Origin of the sequence: Synechococcus sp. CC9616 (assembly GCF_000515235.1) — a bacterium.
Taxonomy (GTDB): domain Bacteria; phylum Cyanobacteriota; class Cyanobacteriia; order PCC-6307; family Cyanobiaceae; genus Parasynechococcus.
In genome coordinates this window covers 906,189-922,490 of record NZ_KI911558.1, presented here as the reverse complement: position 1 = coordinate 922,490, position 16,302 = coordinate 906,189, and the positions used below count along the sequence as shown (strand labels likewise).

The following is a 16,302-nucleotide window of genomic DNA, read 5'->3' as shown; positions in this document are numbered from 1 at the left end:
AGCTGGCACCATCCTGCTCGAGAATGCATTCTCTGCAAAGGTTCCATGGCGGCAATTGGCGACAAGCTGCGACTGATTGAGCCGCAGGCATATCTGAAGACGGCGGATCCGATGCCAATGCTGCGTCCGCCGGACCTGATCAGTCCGGGTGAGATTGGCGAGGTCGTCGCCCTTCATCCCATGGATGTGGTGGCGATTCGATTCAGACGCGGAACCTTTCTGATCGCTGTTAATCGTCTCGGGCCAGTGGTTCAGGCCGACTCCGTTTAAGGGCTTCGCCAGTGCTGATCAAGCTCGGCCAGTGTTGATGCGGGCCCGCAAAGGCTGAGGCGCGGCTCTGTGAGATGGGTTGCAGCCACCCGTTGAAGATCCGCCAAGCTGAGATCCCCCAGCCTTTCCAGGCACTGTTGATCATGTTCGTCCGGCAATCCGAGACCATGAAGCACGACACGCCGTTCGGCCCGTTGTGCACTCGTTTGTCGCGCATGGGCCATCTGGCCTCTGAACTTGGAACGCGCCAGGTCGAGATCGTCGTCGCTCAACGCTGATGAACCCAGTTCCCACCAGCTCTCCGTCAGCAGTTCGAGCGTGAGGTCGGCCCGATCGGCCCCTGTTGAGGCATGCATCACGAACGGGCTTTCGCCACGCCGGTTTGGGTGATGGAGACCGACGTCGTACGCCACACCGTGCTCCTCTCTGAGGCGTCGGAACAACAGGCTGGACATGCCCATCCCCAGATGGCATCTCAGAAGTCGCAGTGCCAGGTCGTCGGGATGTCCATGGGGCAGTGATGCCTGGCCGAGCATCACGACAACCTGCTCCGTTTCAGCCGGCTGGCTGCAGACCGTAACCCCGCTGGACCCATTTGGCTGGGATGTTTGGGATGTGCCAGACAGGCGCGACGCTGGTTGGTCGTCCTGAAGGGGCCAGTCGCGAAAGCCCGGCCAGCTGTCGATGTTCTGCTCCAGTTCAGTTGGCCAGACACCAGCGATGGCGAGCGTGGCTGGCGTGGTTCTTACCCACTGGCTGAGAGGCCTCAGCTGTGCTGAATCGAGGCCGGCCAGATCATCCGCCAGACCGAGGGGGTCGTGGCCGTAGCCGTGGTCGCCATACACGAGCTGTCGCCATCCATCGAAGGCGATTTGAAAGGGGTCCTCTCGCTGCCGCTGTAGTGCCTGCAGGCTGAGGCTTCGCTCCAACATCACCTGATCCGGCTTGAGGTGAGGATCGATCACCATCCAGGCCAGCAGGGGCATCAGATCAGCGGCATCACCGCTGGTGCAGCGGAGACTGATCAACAGTCCGTCCTCGTGGGCCTCACAGCGCAGCCCGGCACCGCGACCCTCCACCAGATCCGCCAGGTCGAGATGGTCGAGCGGACCACAGCCCCTGCTCATCACCGATCCCAGCAGCTGGTGCGCTCCCCGCTGACCAGGTGGGTCCTGGCTGCTTCCACCCGGAAGCCAGAGCTTGGCTGCCATCACATCAGGGGTGCGCAATGGTTCCAGCAGCAGCTTCGGTGCCGTCATTCCTGCTTGCTTCCGGGTCGGGCGATCAGGGTGCAGGCTTTCTCCGGCTGAAGCCTGGGAAACATCTCTCGCCGCAGCTCGTCCGCCGTCCAGCGCTCAAGTTGCTGCAAGGGCTTCAACAACGACTGCTGGCGTCCCCACAAGGTCTGACTGGCGGCCATTGCCGCCACCTGCCCAGTGGACTCCAGAGCGAACCTGAGGCTGTTGCCCACCAATCGAAGAGCTCTTTCCAGTTCCCAGGGCTCAACGGGATCGCTTTCCAGCCTGCGCAGCTGCTCGTTCACGGCCTCCTCCACAGCAGGTAACTGGTTCTCCATACAACACACCTCAAGCGTCACGAGGCTTCCTTGCTCCAGAGCCGTCAGGTCCATGTCGACGGTTTCGGCAATCTTCAGTTGCTCGCGGAGCCTTTCCACCATCCGGCTGCGTCGCCCCTCCCCCAGCAGGCTGGTGAGGAGGTCAGCCCCCATCACCATGGAGAGCTGTTTGGCCGCAGCCATCGGCCAGAGCATCAGGTATCGGGCGGATTCCAGTCTTGGAACCCTGATCTCATGACGTCCGCTGCGATGGTTGAGAGCTGTTGTGGTCGTGATCTCGCCGGTTGCTGGCAGATCCGCGAGTGCAGACTCCACGATGCTTCGCCGAAGTGACGCCTGGATCGGTCCTGCAACGGCCAGGCAGCAGTGATGGCCCCGATAGCGACGGCGGTGGAAGCTCTTCATGGCCTCCGGCGTCATCGCCAGCAGCTGGTCTGCTGCACCAAGGATTGGTCGTCCATAGGCATGGTCTGGACATCCTCTCGAAAGCAAGTTCTGAATCACCCGTTCATCGGGCTGATCGGCGTACTGGGCGATCTCCTCAAGGACCACCTCGCGTTCGAGTCCGAAATCGTCGGTGGTCAGAGCGGGATGCAGCACCAACTCCAGCAGCAGCTGAAGAGCACGTGGCGCCTGCTCCGGCGGGATCATCACGTGAAAGTGCACGTCATCGAATCCGGTGGCGGCATTGCTGCTGCCGCCAAGCGCTTCGATCTGGCGGTCAAAGGCCCCTGCCGGCAGCTCCTGGCTTCCTTTGAACACCATGTGCTCAAGGAAGTGGGCCATCCCTTCCTCCTGGCACTGTTCCGCACTGCTTCCCGCCTGACACCAGAGATCAAGACACGTCAGCGGTGCATCCGGCATCTCCGCTTCAACGATGCGAACGCCATTGGGCAGGGTCCAGTGTTCTAGCTGAGGACTGGCGGGCAGGGAGTTCAGAACTGCGTGTCAAAGTTCCATTCTGTGCCCGACGGACGACAGCCCCCGATGACGGACGGATCCGAGGGACTGCATCCGCTGGTTCACTCCCTGGCGGACTGCATCCGAACCAGCTGGAGGAACCTCCCCGATCTACAGCCGCTGGCGGTGGATCCAGAACTTGAATCCATCAGCGGTCTGCTCGATGGCGAACAGCTGTTCATACGGAATGAACTTCGTCGATGCCGCGGTCTACGCAAGTTGCACCTGGAGATTGCCAGGCTGGGTGTCGGTCTGCAGATTCTTCACTGCGTCTGGTTTCCAGACCCTCGCTTCGATCTCCCCATCTTCGGGGCAGATGTGGTCGCTGGACCGGCAGGTATCTCTGCAGCAATTGTCGATCTTTCACCAGTCGGCGAGGCCCTTCCCGACATGCTCGCGTCGTCCCTGTCAGGATTGAACCGTCCCCGCTTTCGTCAGGAGAGGGCGTTACCAGGGTGGGGGACGATCTTCTCCCCCCATGTGTGTTTCATTCGGCCGGACGGTGCTGACGAGGAGCGCTTCTTTCAATGTCTGGTGAAGGATTATCTCGACGTGCTGTCTTCTGCCGTTGTTCAGGCGGAAGGTGAACAAGCAAATTCATTGGAAACGCTAAAGCGATATCAAGGTCAACTGAATTACTGCATCCAGCAGAAAAGAAACGATAAAACTCGACGTGTGCTTGAGAAAGCATTCAATGTCAAATGGGCTGAGCGTTACATCACCGAATTGTTGTTTGACGAACCATCGCATCCAGACCCATCCATTGCCTGAAGCCTAAATCTTGTTAGGTTAGCGGCATAGTTTGACCAATTTCCATCTCCGATGAATGACATCAGTCACTCAATTCTATTTGAAGGGCTGAGTGAGGCACAGGTTGCGAGCCTTATGACAATATCGTCCGAGCATGCATATGACGATCCTGAGGTCTTTATTCAAAAAGGGGAAGTTCATGATTTTATAGCTGTCTTGATTGATGGAAACTTGCGAGTTTTTGACCAGTCAGAGAATGACGAATTTGTTGTCGCTACATTAACAAAGGTTGGTGATTTGGTTGGCGGCCAATCGTTGCTGAGGAGACCAGCTTCGATGAATGTAGAGGCTGGTTGCAAAACTTCAATTCTGGTCTTCCCGATCGATAAAATCAAGACATTTCCTGAATTGTACGAACATCTACTGATTAACTCTGCGGTGGATACAGCAAAAAAACTTGAAACAACAAATCATGAATTAATTGGCTTGTTGAAGCAAGCGATAACTGCTTCAGCCACGATCGTTCTCTGCCTTTCTGGAATCAGTATTGGAATGTTTTTTCTGTCGTTTATGGCATCCATTCAATATCCGACAGATTCTTTGTGGAGCTGGTTGTTTATCCTATTTGTTATACCACCACCACTAATTTTTATTGCATCTACTCGGCAGCCGTTGTCTAATTTTGGGGTGACACTCTCGAATTTAAATCGAAGCATACAGGACGGTATTTTTGGCAGTGCTGCTTTGATCATTGGTCTTTTTGTTTTGATTCAAAGCCTGAAAAATTTTACTCAAATATCAGTTGGCGATGTTGTTGGCTATATGAATCTTGCGTCACCTCTAAGCTACATTTATTTGATCCATTGTTATTTGCAAGAATTTTTTGTACGTGGAGCGATTCAAAGCTCCCTTTTTAATGTTATTCAGAATTCTATGCGATCGACGCTTTCAGTGGTCTTGGCTTCGGCTATTTTTGCCGTATTGCACTACCCGCTCGGTTTTATGCCCATCGTTGCAACATTTTTGAGTGGGCTGCTATTTGGATACATTTATAATCGCACAAAAAATCTTGTTGGCGTGACACTTGTTCATTATTTGTCTGGGAAAGTATTTTTTGGTTTTTACTTCGCTTTTCAAGCATTGCAATGATGAGATTTTGCTATTCACGTGTCAATCAGATCAAAAAGATTCAACGCTACTGCCTAAGCCTTGAGATAATTCACAGGTGCCTTCCGGGGACTTGAGCGGGCCACAAAATTTTAATGTCGTTCCCATCTAAACCTTAGGTAAATCTGAATTGATTTGATTTGGCCAGTCTGGTTTGTTAAATTAATACTAAAGGGTAAATTTCATGAAAACTGATGAGGCCAGCTCCACGGCGTACACAGTTGCACAAGGAATTGTCTATAGCGGTCGCTACTCTCCAGACCGGGAACATGTTCCAGTTCAGTTGCTTGAGAGTAGCGAGATTATTCTAGAGTCCTCGTCCGATGGTCGAAAACTACTAAGGCAGTTGCGCAATCCTGCTGTAAGGCTGCTGTTGAAATTGTTCGAACGTCTAACACTACCAGGGATGTCATTTCACTATGTACTTAGGAAGACATATATTGAGTACTCTGTTCGACAGGCAATTGCTTCTGGTGTCAAGCAAGTTATTATTTTGGGAGCTGGATTTGACATGCTTGCATACATGTTGTCAAAGGAGTTTAAGGAGGTTGAGTTTTTAGAGATTGATCATCCTGCCACGAGTAAAGATAAACAGAATGCCCTTGACCCTCAAGTCATTGAGCGCCCTAATCTTCATTTTAGTGCTGTTGATTTTTCTCAGCAGAGTCTGAGTGAGGCTTTGTCGTCCAATTCAAATTTTGATTCGGGTCTGAGCTCTGTCTTTGTCTGCGAAGGGGTTCTGATGTATTTAAGTGAGAATGATGTGAGTAATCTTCTCGTTTCTATTCGTGAATCGGCTGTTGGCGATTGCCGATTTGTATTCACCTCCCTCGAACCCTTGCAGTCACCACAAAATGATTGTGGATTGATTTTAAGGCTTTACCTGCGAGCAAAAAGTGAATCACTCGCATGGTTTTGTCCGCAAAGTTCTATTTCCTTAGTTCTTGAAAAACATGGACTTCGCATGGATGAGAGTGCCAATGATGGGCAGATTGCGTCTCAGTTAATGCCTAATCTCAGGCGTAAACGTTTTCATAAAGGTGAATATGTTGTGAACGCTTCGAAGCAAGAATCTCAGAATAATCTCTCATGAGCATCACGATTAAGCTTGCTGAAACTCCAGCAGAGAGAAATGCGTGCTTAAGGTTGCGCCATAAAGTGTTTGTTGAAGCTGATGCTCGCTTTGAGCCCAGACCAGACCGTTGCTTGATTGATCGCTTCGATTGCTGTGAAACATCAGTCTTGATGGTGGCCCTCAGTGGTGACAATGTTGTCGGCACTGCACGGCTGAATCGCGATGATGCGACGATCGGGTTCCCAGCGGATGATTATTTTGACTTCCGTCCCCTGCTGCCTGCTGGTGCGATCACTGCTTCGCTGAGTCAGCTGGCAGTGGATCCAGACACCCGCGGTAATTTAAAAATATTAAATGGCATGATGATGCTGACATATTACTGGGCCCATCGAAATGGCATCACTCATTGCGTAGCTCCTTTTAATCCTGCGTTGAAGCGTTTGATGGCGAGAATAGGTTTTGAAAGTATCGGTGATGTCACTCAATCGTCCCACTATAATCTTGCGATACAACCAATGATGATCTGCATGGAAGATATCCGTGGCAGCTTTATTGATTTTGTAGCAAGGCAGAAAATAGTTGGTTTTATGGAACCATATCTGCGTGAGTATTTCGATGAAGGTGAGGTTATTCTTGAGCAAGGTGCTCCGGGAGATTGTGCGTATTTTATTGTAAATGGTAATGCTAAAGTTACAGTCTCAAATGATAATGGTTCTCTTGAAGATCAGGTCGTTGCTTCTCTTAAGAAGGGCGATTTGTTTGGAGAGCTGTCGTTGCTCTTGAACGTTCCACGATCGGCAAATGTGATTGCTTCAACGGATTTGGAAGTGATGATTCTAAGTCGGCGTCAGTTTTTAGAATGCATTGAAAATGATTCAAAAAATGCACTCTTTACGCTCGAAATGCTTGCCTCTCGGTTGGCTGCGGCGACAGCTTCAATGGGGTCTTAAATTAATTGATAAATGCACGCTTAAGTGTGTGATCGAAGACACGCATATCAGTCGAATTCAAATGTGTCTTGCTGGTCTCAAGCTAGTCGACATCAGTTTTGCTTCGCCAGTGCTATTCCCGGTCATGTCTCAATTGGATTAAAGGCGTCCTGTTCACTCCAAACCTCGTTAGTGCCTCTATGGTGTTATTAATTGAGAGTTGACCATTTTGAGTCGAACCCTCGATCCGGCCTGTGATCAAACCTGACGTCTGATTTGATGCGTCCTCGTCTTCTTGTTGGATTGGCTTGCATCGGTTTGGCAGCAGCCGGCCTTGGATTTTGGCAGTTTCGTCAAACGGCAGAGACCTCTCAGTCTGATGCCAGTGAACGTGCCGCCCCCCTTTTGTCAGAGTCGGTCGCAGCACTTGGCACCCTTGAACCACAAGGTGATGTCTTGCGGCTGGCGGCACCAACGGTGGGGGTTCTGGGAGCACCCCGCATCTCCAAGCTGTTTGTGATTGAGGGTGATCTAATCACAAAGGATCAAGTCCTTGCAGAGTTTGATAACCGCCAAGGTGTATTGGCTGATATCGAAGAAATTGATGCGCGCTTGGTCAGTCTCGATGCACAGATCACTCTTCAGGAGCAGGAACTAGCGCGTTATGCCAACCCCAGTTCCGCTGGAGCGTTGTCCCTTGAAAAAGTTGAGGATGAACGCATTATTTTGATTCGATTGAAGTCTGATCGTCTTGAGACATTGGCACAGCGCCAGGGATTGAAGGTGGAGCTGGCCAAGACCATTCTTCGTTCACCCATCGATGGACTGGTTCTAAGCATCCATGCCCGTGTTGGGGAGCGGCCAACCAATGACGGAGTGATGGAGGTTGGTGACAGCAACAACATGCAGGCACGAATCGAAGTGTATGAATCAGATATTAGTAAATTAAAAGAGGGTCAGATTGTTACTATGGTTAGTGAAAATGGTGGCTTTGATGGCGATCTTCAAGGGAAGGTCATTCTGATCAGCCCCCTTGTGCAACAGCGTGAGGTGTTGTCCACAGATCCAACCGCTGATGCTGATGCGAGAATTGTCGAAGTGCTGGTTTCGTTGGACTCTGCTGATGCGAGTCGAGTGAGTCAACTTTCTGGCTTGAAAGTCGTGGCCCGTTTTACCCCTTAGTGATGTCTTGGTTGTTTCGTTTTCGGCAGATTCCGCTGTCTTGGTTGATGCTCACCAGGCAACCTGTTCGATTGCTGATTGCTCTTGCTGGTATCAGCTTTGCTGGAATCCTGATGTTTATGCAATTTGGATTCCGGGACGGACTCTTTGAAGCCAGCGTCACAGTTCACCGACTCTTTGATGCTGATCTCGTTTTGATCAGCCCCAGTTCAGTCAACTCTGTTCAGATGGAAGGGTTTCCACGCAGACGGCTGATTCAGACCCTTGCCGATCCGAGGGTGGAGCGCATTTCTCCTGTTCACTGGGGACTCATGCTCTGGCGCAATCCAGAGACCCGTGGAACCCGTTCGCTTATGGCTCTTGGGTACAACCCCGACGATCCAGTGTTTTTGGAACCCGATTTTAATGACCAGGCCGAGGCCCTCAAGCTCAAAGGTCGCGTTTTGTTTGACGAACTGTCTCGTCCTGAATTCGGGCCGGTTGCTCAATGGTATCGCGAAGGTCGGCCGGTGCAGACGGAGATCAATGGCAACCGCGTCCGGGTTGCGGGCCTCGTTCGTATCGGAACGAGTTTCGGAGCGGATGGCAATCTTGTGGCGGGAACAGAAACCTATTTGGATCTTCTGCCCAATAAATCTCCAGGTTCAATTGAAGTTGGCTTGATCCGCCTCCAGCCTGATGCCGATCCGAATCAGGTTCTTCAGTCGCTTGAGCAAGTCCTACCAGACGATGTTCGTGTACTCACCAAACAGCAATTTGTTGATTTCGAGCAGAATCACTGGAAAAGAGGTACATCAATTGGCTTTATTTTTACCTTGGGAGCAGCGATGGGTTTTATCGTTGGATGCGTGATTGTTTATCAAGTTCTCTATTCCGATGTTACTGATCATTTGCCTGAGTACGCCACTCTGATGGCGATGGGTTATCGCTTAACCCATCTGTTGGCCGTTGTGGTTCGCGAAGGTTTCTACCTGGCTGTGATGGGTTATATCCCTGCATACCTTGCTGGTGAAGGACTCTATTGGTTGGTCCGTGATGCCACGCGTCTGCCAGTCCTCATGGATTTCAATCGGGCTCTCACAGTTCTTGTGATGATTTTCTCGATGTGTTTGGTTTCATCTGTTTTGGCGATGCGCAAGTTGGCGGATGCCGATCCCGCGGAGATTTTTTAATGGCTGCTGATGCTGTCAATATCAATTCCCTCATTCATGCCTACGGGCGTGGTTCGATGCGCCGTGAAGTGCTTCGAAACATTTCACTCACCATCGCAGCGGGCGAGGTGGTCACGCTTACGGGTCCATCGGGTTGCGGCAAAACAACTCTTCTGACCCTGATCGGTGCGCTTCGGCAGGTGGAAGAAGGTTCAGTCACCGTTCTCGGTGAACAGCTCAATGGTGCCGGTCGCAGTCGTCGTCAGCAGCTCCGGCGCCACATCGGGATGATCTTTCAGGGACACAACCTTCTCAAGTGCCTCACGGCCGAGGAGAACGTTCAGATGGGTGCTGATCTGCTCCCCAACACCTCCTTCCGTGCCCGCCGGGACAGGGCCCGATATTGGTTACGGGCTGTGGGATTGGAAGGTCACGAGAGCAAACGCATCGACCAGCTCTCAGGAGGTCAGAGGCAGCGCGTTGCTATCGCTCGCGCCTTGGCCCCTGAGCCGAAGCTTCTGCTCGCCGATGAACCAACAGCGTCTCTGGACAGCGTCAGCGGCCGGGCTGTGGTTGAGCTGCTGCATCAGCTGGCCCGTGAGCAATCCAGTGCTGTTCTGATGGTCACCCACGACCCGCGCATCCTTGATGTGGCCGACCGCCTTCTGCGTATGGAGGATGGCCTCCTCCAGCCAGCTGTTGAGTAAAGTGAAAAAAGTGTCTTGTATCTGACAACGCATGGCCAAGCGGAGAAATCTCAAAAAGGAGAAGCAAGAGCGGAATCGCGCTTACGCCCGCAAGTTCAAGAAGCGCAAACTCCGCAACGACGGCCGCGGTGAAGGTGCTGGTAATGGCGTCACCGGTACGGCCAACAACGGCGGTGCTGCTGACTGATTATCTCGTTGTTCCGATGGCTTGGTTCGGAGGGGGGCATGTCCCCCCTTTCTGCTGTCCGTAGGCTTGAGCATTCGGATTGAAGGGAGGTCAGCGGGATGTTTGTCAGTGTCGTGATACCGACTTACAACCGCAGGCCGATCCTTGAAAAGTGCCTTGATGCTCTCGAGCATCAGCATCTCAGCGGTGCCCTCGATCAGTACGAGGTGGTGCTGGTGGATGACGGATCCACCGACGGCACTCCTGCTTGGTTGCGTCAGGAACAGGCTCGCTTTTCCCATGTGCGACTGATCGAACAGGAGCATGGGGGGCCTGCGGCCGGACGCAATCGCGGTGTGAGCCATGCCAGGGGCGATGTCATTGTCTTCATCGACAGCGATTTGGTGGTCACAGCGTCTTTTCTCGCTTGCCACGCCAAGGCCCTTCAGCGTCACTGGGACACAACAGGCAATCGTCTGGCGTTTACCTACGGCGCCGTTGTGAATACGGCGAATTTCGATCACCCCACCACGGAGCGTCACAAGCTGCGTGATCTCTCATGGGCCTATTTCGCCACCGGCAATGTGGCGATCGACCGAGGCGTTCTTGAGGCATCAGGCCTGTTTGATCAAGGCTTTCAGCTGTATGGCTGGGAGGATCTGGAACTTGGCGAGAGGCTGCGTCGCATGGACGTCAGGCTGATCCAGTGTCCCGAGGCCGTCGGCTATCACTGGCATCCTGCCCTCAGCCTCGACCAGATTCCCCGCTTGATTGAGGTGGAAGGTGAGCGTGCCCGCATGGGTCTGGTTTTCTACCGCAAGCACCCGACACGTCGGGTGCGTTTCATCATTCAGTACACCTGGCTCCATCGCATCCTCTGGGAGCTTCTGACCCTTGGTGGTCTGCTCAATGAGCGCAGCCTCCGCCCGTTGTTGCGCTGGTTGATTCGTCGGGGCTATTCAGGCACCGCCATGGAGCTGTTGCGGCTGCCCCTGAATCGCATCGGCGTTCGTGCTCTCTTCCGCGAAGCCAGTGCTGCCGGGGTCCCATGCCCCTTGATTTGATAGTGTCGACGGGTACTTTCAACCCCGCACACCTGCACGTTTCGGGTGAATGTGATCTCGGAGAACGCCCTAAGGCGCTGCCTAGATCCGTCCCTGGCAGGTGGAGGCGAACCCGAAACCTCAAACCATGGCTGTTGTCACCCTCTCCGAAATGATGGAGGCGGGTGCCCACTTTGGGCACCAGACCCGTCGTTGGAACCCCAAGATGTCGCGCTACATCTATTGCGCGCGCAACGGGGTCCACATCATCGACCTCGTTCAGACCGCCGTCTGCATGAACAACGCGTACAAGTGGACGCGCTCCGCAGCTCGCAGCGGCAAGCGCTTTCTGTTTGTTGGCACCAAGAAGCAGGCCTCCGAGGTGGTGGCCCTCGAGGCGGCCCGTTGTGGCGCGGCTTTCGTGAACCAACGCTGGCTGGGCGGCATGCTCACCAACTGGACCACGATGAAGGCCCGGATCGATCGCCTGAAGGATCTGGAAAGGATGGAATCCAGTGGTGCCATCGCCATGCGCCCCAAGAAGGAAGGTGCGGTGTTGCGTCGTGAACTGGAGCGGCTTCAGAAATATCTGGGCGGTTTGAAAACGATGCGTCGTTTGCCGGATGTTGTGGTTCTGGTGGACCAGCGCCGTGAATCCAATGCTGTGCTCGAGGCCCGCAAGCTCGATATCCCGCTGGTGTCGATGCTCGACACCAATTGCGATCCGGACCTCTGTGAAGTGCCGATTCCCTGCAACGACGACGCTGTGCGCTCCGTTCAGCTGGTGCTGGGCCGCCTGGCAGATGCGATTAACGAAGGCCGACACGGACATCAAGACCAGCGCGGCGGCGATGACGCTGAGGGCTGAGTCCCACTGAACCGCTAAGTTCACGCCGCCGATCTGCCCCTGCGGGCCGGCGGCTCTTCTCCTTCCACCCTTTTTTACGACGTTCGATGGCTGCCGTAACCGCCAAGCTTGTCAAAGACCTGCGCGACAAGACCGGCGCGGGAATGATGGACTGCAAGAAGGCCCTTGCGGCGACTGATGGGGATGCCACCAAGGCCATTGAGTGGCTTCGTCAGAAAGGGATCGCCAGCGCCGAGAAAAAATCGGGGCGGACGGCGGCCGAAGGTGCCGTTGGCAGTTACATCCACACCGGAGCACGTGTTGGCGTGCTGCTTGAGGTGAACTGCGAAACCGACTTCGTCGCCCGTGGCGATCTTTTCCAGGAGTTGGTTCGTGATGTGGCCATGCAGGTGGCTGCCTGTCCCAACGTGGAATACGTCTCAACCGATCAGATCCCACAGGAGATTGTCGATCGGGAGAAGACCATCGAAATGGGACGGGACGATCTGGAGGGCAAGCCGGACAAGATGAAGGAGAAGATTGTCGAGGGGCGTATCGGCAAGCGTCTAAAGGAACTTGTTTTGCTGGAGCAGCCGTTCATCAAGGACAGCGCAATCACTGTGGCGGAATTGGTGAAGCAGGCAGCCGGCAAGATCGGCGAAAACGTTCAGGTGCGGCGCTTCACCCGCTACACCCTTGGGGAAGGCATCGAGGTGGAGGAGGCCGACTTCGCCGCCGAGGTGGCCTCGATGCAGAACGCCGGCTGAACTCGGTGCCCGAAGCAAAGGGCCGATCCGGCCATGACCCCTCCGAACAGCTGGCACGGCTCCAACGCCTGTGCCGTAAGCGTTCGGTGGAGGTCTATCGGGATCAAGCGCTTTACCTTCAGATCCTGCGGGACGAGCTGCGGGACAGCACGCGCCAGGCGCTTTTTCGTCTGATCAGTGATGTGGATCCAGGTCGTTTCTCGGCCCTGCCGGAATCATCACGCCATCGTTTCCATGCTGCCGTCGACGGGCTGATCCAGCGCTGTTCCGTTCTTCTCACCGTCGAGCAGCTGATGCATCTGATGATGCAGATGGAGGAGGAGGTCCGGAGGCGTCAGGCGCGGTTGAGTCGAGACATGTTGCGTGGGCTGGCTGAGCAGCAGCAGCAATCAAGTGTCACGCCGGCCCCCGCGCCTGAGGAGCTGCCCCAGGAACCCTCCGGATCGGTTCATCTCAGTTTCAATTTGCCTGTGAACGAGCCGCAGGCCTACTCCGCTCTGCCACCACCCTCGGTTCAGCCACCCTCTGCTCAGACACCCTCCGCTCAGACACCATTCGACCAGCAACTGTCCCAGTCGGAGAACAGCGAAGCAGGCTCAGAGGTGGATGTTCTGCGCTCTCTGTTCCAGCTCGCCGGCGATGCCCTTGAGCATTCCACCACCAGCCTCGAGGAGGAAATCGCCGAGTTCAGCGGAGGCAACCACCAAGTCGGAGACCATGGTCTGCTGCCGGAGATGCCTGATGCGCTGCTCCAGTGGATGGATGGTCTGGATCAGGCCCTGTCCAGACGTCTGCGCAACCTCTCCCATGCCGTGAATGTGCAGATGCTGCGCTGCGGTCTGGCAGGAACTCTACTGCCGGTGAATCTGCTGGAAGCAGTGCTGCGAGGGCAGGTTGAAACCCAGTCCACGGCCACGAATCTGCTGCGACTGCGATTGCCGATGGCCATGGGTGAGGTGGAGCAGGGAGTCGATGTTCTCTGCCTGCTTCTGAGGACAAGCGAACTCGAATTTGATAGTCACCGCCTAAGGCGCTGTCGCCGCCGCCTTCACGCCCATCACCGTGATCTGCTCACAATGGTGCGTCAGCAACGGCATTGGCAACGCCGATCTCTTGATCTTGAGGCCCGTTCCCATTGGCAGAGCCCGACCGGTCCCAACCCACACCCGCTGACCGGGGACTAACCGGTGTCCAACTCCAAGCGCTGTTGGCCTGGATGCGGCCCCTGCAACAGGCTCTCAGGGTCGAAATGGAGCGCGACTGCCCGGATATGCAGGGCCGTCAGCAGCGTTTTCATCAGTTTCTTCAGCAGCAGCTGAGTGAAGTGCCGGCAGTGCCTCTACCCGTCGGCAGTCGGGAACGACTCCAGACCCTCTGTGATCAGTACGCGGGCTACTCCTCCCTTGCAGCTCCGGCCCGTCGCCGCCTCGTCACCGACACGCGCCAGTGGTTGCACGAGCTGCGTTGTCGGCTGGAAACCTCTGCCCCGATGGCACCACCCCGGCTGCGGATCCAGGCTCCAGCGTCGGCCTCACCATCGGCCCAGCGCTCCCTATCCCTAACCAGTCCCCTCACGTCCGTGCATGGCGTCGGACCGAAGTTCGCCGCCCGTCTGGCCTCCATCGGCCTGTTTGTGGTTCAGGATCTGCTGCGTCACTACCCGCGGGATCACGTCGATTATTCCGCCCGCCGCCGCATCGAGGCGCTCGTTGCCGGAGAAACCGCAACGATCGTGGCGACGGTCCGACGCTGCAGTGGCTTCGTCAGCCCCCGCAATCCCAACCTGGCGATCTTGGAGCTTCATCTTCAGGATCCAACTGGGCGGCTTCGGGTCAGTCGCTTTCTGGCTGGTAAACGCTTCAGCTCTCAGGCCTATCTGAAGGGTCAGCAGCGGCTTTATCCGAATGGTGCCACCGTGGCCGTGAGCGGACTGGTGAAGGACGGTGGTTATGGACTCACCTTCCAGGATCCGTTGATCGAGGTGCTGGAGAGCTCCGATGCACCGGTGAAGTCCCGCAGCATCGGACGACTCCTGGCCGTCTATCCCCTCACGGAAGGCGTGGGCGCCGATCGTTTCCGTGCCTTGATCGAGCAGGTCTTGCCCATGGCAAAGACAGCGCCAGATCCGCTCACGGATCAGGAGCGGACCAGCCATCAACTCCTCCCCCTTGGAGAGGCTCTGCGGGCTCTGCATTGCCCCAAGGATCGTGAGGAACTGGACCAGGCGCGTCGTCGGCTTGTGTTCGATGAATTTCTGCTGCTGCAACTCGGTCTGCTGCGCCGCCGCGAAGAACTCCGTTCCAGGCCGGCACCCCAGCTCGATCTTTCCGCCATGAGAGACGGTCTTGTCGGTCGCTTTCTGGCACTGCTGCCGTTCGATTTCACGGACGCTCAGCGACGGGTTTCGGCGGAGATCACGGCTGATTTGCAGCGGCCTGAGCCGATGGCACGCCTGGTGCAGGGGGATGTGGGATCCGGCAAGACGGTGGTGGCCATCGCCGCCCTGCTCAGCACGATCGAGGCTGGCTGGCAGGGGGCCCTGATGGCTCCGACCGAGGTTCTGGCGGAGCAGCACTACCGCAATCTCTGTCACTGGCTGCCCCAGCTGAACGTCACCGTTGATCTGTTGACCGGTTCAACACCTCGGCCGCGACGACGACAGCTCCTCGATGATCTCGCGAATGGATCTCTCAAGGTTCTCGTTGGCACCCATGCCCTGCTTGAGGACCCCGTGGTGTTTTCCCGTCTGGGGCTGGTGGTGGTCGACGAACAGCATCGCTTCGGGGTGCATCAACGGGACCGGCTGCTGAACAAGGGGCTCCAGCCCCATCTGCTGACGATGACGGCGACACCCATCCCCAGGACGCTGGCGTTGTCAGTGCATGGCGATCTGGACGTCAGTCAGATCGATGAGCTTCCGCCAGGTCGGACCCCGATCCGCACCACCATGCTCGGGTCAGCTCGCCGCGAGAAGGCCTTTGAGTTGATCCGCTCTGAAGTGAACAAGGGGCAGCGCGCCTATGTCGTGTTGCCCCTGGTGGAGGAATCCGAAAAGCTCGAGCTGCGATCCGCCGTCGATGTCCATGCCGAACTGGTCTCTGAGGTGTTTCCAGACCTGAAGGTCGGACTGCTCCATGGCCGACTCAGCAGTGCTGAAAAGCAGACGGTGCTGAGGGACTTCGCAAGTGGCAGCAGCCAGGTTCTGGTGGCCACCACGGTGGTTGAAGTGGGTGTGGATGTACCGGAAGCGAGCGTGATGGTGATCGACCATGCCGATCGCTTCGGGTTGGCACAGCTCCATCAGCTGAGAGGTCGGGTTGGCCGTGGGGCCGCTGCGTCCCACTGCGTTCTGATCAACGGCAGTTCCAATGCGCAGGCCCGACAACGCCTCGATGTACTGGTGCGATCCACCGATGGCTTCGAAATCGCCGAGATGGATCTGCGGCTGCGGGGGCCCGGACAGGTTCTGGGGACCCGCCAATCGGGGCTGCCTGATCTGGCCCTGGCCAGCCTGGCTGATGATGCTGCCGTGCTGGAGGACGCACGGGCCGGTGCTCAGTGGATCCTGAAACAGGATCCCGGGCTGGATGATCACCCGTTGCTGGCTCGCCTGCTCGATCTCCAGCAGCAACGGCTCAGTGGTGCCGCGCCACTGAATTGAACCTGGTTCAACGATCGGGGCCGTCCACGGCGTGGATGTGGAAAGATCGGG

The 16,302-nt window shown here is 55.8% G+C and carries 16 protein-coding genes; 14 read left to right on the top strand and 2 right to left on the bottom strand.

Annotation, left to right across the window (positions count from 1 at the left end; translation table 11 throughout):
• Window positions 1-45: 45 nt before the first annotated feature.
• Window positions 46-270, top strand: a complete 225-nt coding sequence (locus tag SYN9616_RS0105240; protein WP_037990696.1) for a DUF3148 domain-containing protein — start codon at window positions 46-48, stop codon at window positions 268-270.
• On the opposite strand, the gene SYN9616_RS0105235 is transcribed toward SYN9616_RS0105240, so the two are convergent.
• Both SYN9616_RS0105235 and SYN9616_RS0105230 read right to left on the bottom strand, forming a co-directional pair.
• Window positions 267-1,529, bottom strand: coding sequence for a pitrilysin family protein (locus SYN9616_RS0105235; protein WP_028952182.1), 1,263 nt, complete (start codon window positions 1,527-1,529; stop codon window positions 267-269). The genes SYN9616_RS0105240 and SYN9616_RS0105235 overlap by 4 nt on opposite strands.
• Window positions 1,526-2,710, bottom strand: coding sequence for a pitrilysin family protein (locus SYN9616_RS0105230; RefSeq protein ID WP_051410950.1), 1,185 nt, complete (start codon window positions 2,708-2,710; stop codon window positions 1,526-1,528). The genes SYN9616_RS0105235 and SYN9616_RS0105230 overlap by 4 nt, the downstream gene beginning before the upstream one ends.
• Before the next feature lie 123 nt (window positions 2,711-2,833).
• On the opposite strand from SYN9616_RS0105230, the gene SYN9616_RS0105225 reads away from it, so the two are divergent.
• The 13 genes from SYN9616_RS0105225 (at window position 2,834) to recG (ending at window position 16,251) form a co-directional block, all read left to right on the top strand.
• Entirely contained in the window at window positions 2,834-3,577 is a 744-nt protein-coding gene (locus SYN9616_RS0105225; protein ID WP_028952180.1) for a phycocyanobilin:ferredoxin oxidoreductase, read from the top strand.
• Between the two features lie 51 nt (window positions 3,578-3,628).
• Entirely contained in the window at window positions 3,629-4,705 is a 1,077-nt protein-coding gene (locus SYN9616_RS0105220) for a type II CAAX prenyl endopeptidase Rce1 family protein (RefSeq protein WP_028952179.1), read from the top strand.
• Window positions 4,706-4,907: 202 nt separating this feature from the next.
• Window positions 4,908-5,816, top strand: a complete 909-nt coding sequence (locus tag SYN9616_RS16070; protein WP_084218306.1) for a class I SAM-dependent methyltransferase — start codon at window positions 4,908-4,910, stop codon at window positions 5,814-5,816.
• Complete coding sequence (locus SYN9616_RS0105205; RefSeq protein WP_071991419.1) at window positions 5,813-6,748, top strand: cyclic nucleotide-binding domain-containing protein; 936 nt, start codon at window positions 5,813-5,815, stop codon at window positions 6,746-6,748. The genes SYN9616_RS16070 and SYN9616_RS0105205 overlap by 4 nt, the downstream gene beginning before the upstream one ends.
• Before the next feature lie 297 nt (window positions 6,749-7,045).
• Window positions 7,046-7,909, top strand: a complete 864-nt coding sequence (locus tag SYN9616_RS0105200) for an efflux RND transporter periplasmic adaptor subunit (protein WP_232200050.1) — start codon at window positions 7,046-7,048, stop codon at window positions 7,907-7,909.
• A gap of 2 nt (window positions 7,910-7,911) precedes the next feature.
• Entirely contained in the window at window positions 7,912-9,081 is a 1,170-nt protein-coding gene (gene devC, locus SYN9616_RS0105195; RefSeq protein WP_028952175.1) for an ABC transporter permease DevC, read from the top strand.
• Entirely contained in the window at window positions 9,081-9,767 is a 687-nt protein-coding gene (locus SYN9616_RS0105190; protein ID WP_028952174.1) for an ATP-binding cassette domain-containing protein, read from the top strand. The genes devC and SYN9616_RS0105190 overlap by 1 nt, the downstream gene beginning before the upstream one ends.
• Before the next feature lie 31 nt (window positions 9,768-9,798).
• The gene (locus SYN9616_RS17115) at window positions 9,799-9,954 is read left to right on the top strand and encodes a hypothetical protein (protein ID WP_006171625.1); all 156 of its coding nucleotides are present in this window, start codon (window positions 9,799-9,801) and stop codon (window positions 9,952-9,954) included.
• Window positions 9,955-10,052: 98 nt separating this feature from the next.
• Window positions 10,053-10,997 carry a glycosyltransferase family 2 protein gene (locus SYN9616_RS0105180; protein WP_028952173.1) on the top strand — a complete coding sequence of 315 codons (945 nt, stop codon included), beginning with the start codon at window positions 10,053-10,055 and terminating at the stop codon, window positions 10,995-10,997.
• 127 nt (window positions 10,998-11,124) lie between these two features.
• Window positions 11,125-11,844, top strand: a complete 720-nt coding sequence (gene rpsB / locus SYN9616_RS0105175) for a 30S ribosomal protein S2 (protein ID WP_028952172.1) — start codon at window positions 11,125-11,127, stop codon at window positions 11,842-11,844.
• An 86-nt stretch (window positions 11,845-11,930) separates the two neighbouring features.
• Window positions 11,931-12,590 carry a translation elongation factor Ts gene (gene tsf, locus SYN9616_RS0105170; RefSeq protein WP_028952171.1) on the top strand — a complete coding sequence of 220 codons (660 nt, stop codon included), beginning with the start codon at window positions 11,931-11,933 and terminating at the stop codon, window positions 12,588-12,590.
• A gap of 5 nt (window positions 12,591-12,595) precedes the next feature.
• Window positions 12,596-13,774: a hypothetical protein gene (locus tag SYN9616_RS0105165; RefSeq protein WP_028952170.1), complete on the top strand. Its 1,179-nt coding sequence runs from the start codon at window positions 12,596-12,598 to the stop codon at window positions 13,772-13,774.
• Between the two features lie 32 nt (window positions 13,775-13,806).
• Window positions 13,807-16,251 (top strand): ATP-dependent DNA helicase RecG, encoded by a 2,445-nt coding sequence (gene recG / locus SYN9616_RS0105160; RefSeq protein ID WP_084218387.1) that lies wholly within the window; start codon window positions 13,807-13,809, stop codon window positions 16,249-16,251.
• The last annotated feature ends 51 nt before the right edge of the window (window positions 16,252-16,302 follow it).

Excerpts from the sequence above, each read along its gene's own strand:
- SYN9616_RS0105220 (WP_028952179.1), top strand. The coding sequence starts at position 3,629 with ATGAATGACATCAGTCACTCAATTCTATTTGAAGGGCTGAGTGAGGCA.
- SYN9616_RS0105235 (WP_028952182.1), bottom strand. The coding sequence starts at position 1,529 with ATGACGGCACCGAAGCTGCTGCTGGAACCATTGCGCACCCCTGATGTG.
- SYN9616_RS17115 (WP_006171625.1), top strand. The coding sequence starts at position 9,799 with ATGGCCAAGCGGAGAAATCTCAAAAAGGAGAAGCAAGAGCGGAATCGC.
- SYN9616_RS16070 (WP_084218306.1), top strand. The coding sequence starts at position 4,908 with ATGAAAACTGATGAGGCCAGCTCCACGGCGTACACAGTTGCACAAGGA.
- SYN9616_RS0105240 (WP_037990696.1), top strand. The coding sequence starts at position 46 with ATGGCGGCAATTGGCGACAAGCTGCGACTGATTGAGCCGCAGGCATAT.
- SYN9616_RS0105180 (WP_028952173.1), top strand. The coding sequence starts at position 10,053 with ATGTTTGTCAGTGTCGTGATACCGACTTACAACCGCAGGCCGATCCTT.
- SYN9616_RS0105230 (WP_051410950.1), bottom strand. The coding sequence starts at position 2,710 with ATGCCGGATGCACCGCTGACGTGTCTTGATCTCTGGTGTCAGGCGGGA.
- tsf (WP_028952171.1), top strand. The coding sequence starts at position 11,931 with ATGGCTGCCGTAACCGCCAAGCTTGTCAAAGACCTGCGCGACAAGACC.
- SYN9616_RS0105225 (WP_028952180.1), top strand. The coding sequence starts at position 2,834 with ATGACGGACGGATCCGAGGGACTGCATCCGCTGGTTCACTCCCTGGCG.
- devC (WP_028952175.1), top strand. The coding sequence starts at position 7,912 with ATGTCTTGGTTGTTTCGTTTTCGGCAGATTCCGCTGTCTTGGTTGATG.
- SYN9616_RS0105190 (WP_028952174.1), top strand. The coding sequence starts at position 9,081 with ATGGCTGCTGATGCTGTCAATATCAATTCCCTCATTCATGCCTACGGG.
- recG (WP_084218387.1), top strand. The coding sequence starts at position 13,807 with ATGCGGCCCCTGCAACAGGCTCTCAGGGTCGAAATGGAGCGCGACTGC.
- SYN9616_RS0105205 (WP_071991419.1), top strand. The coding sequence starts at position 5,813 with ATGAGCATCACGATTAAGCTTGCTGAAACTCCAGCAGAGAGAAATGCG.
- rpsB (WP_028952172.1), top strand. The coding sequence starts at position 11,125 with ATGGCTGTTGTCACCCTCTCCGAAATGATGGAGGCGGGTGCCCACTTT.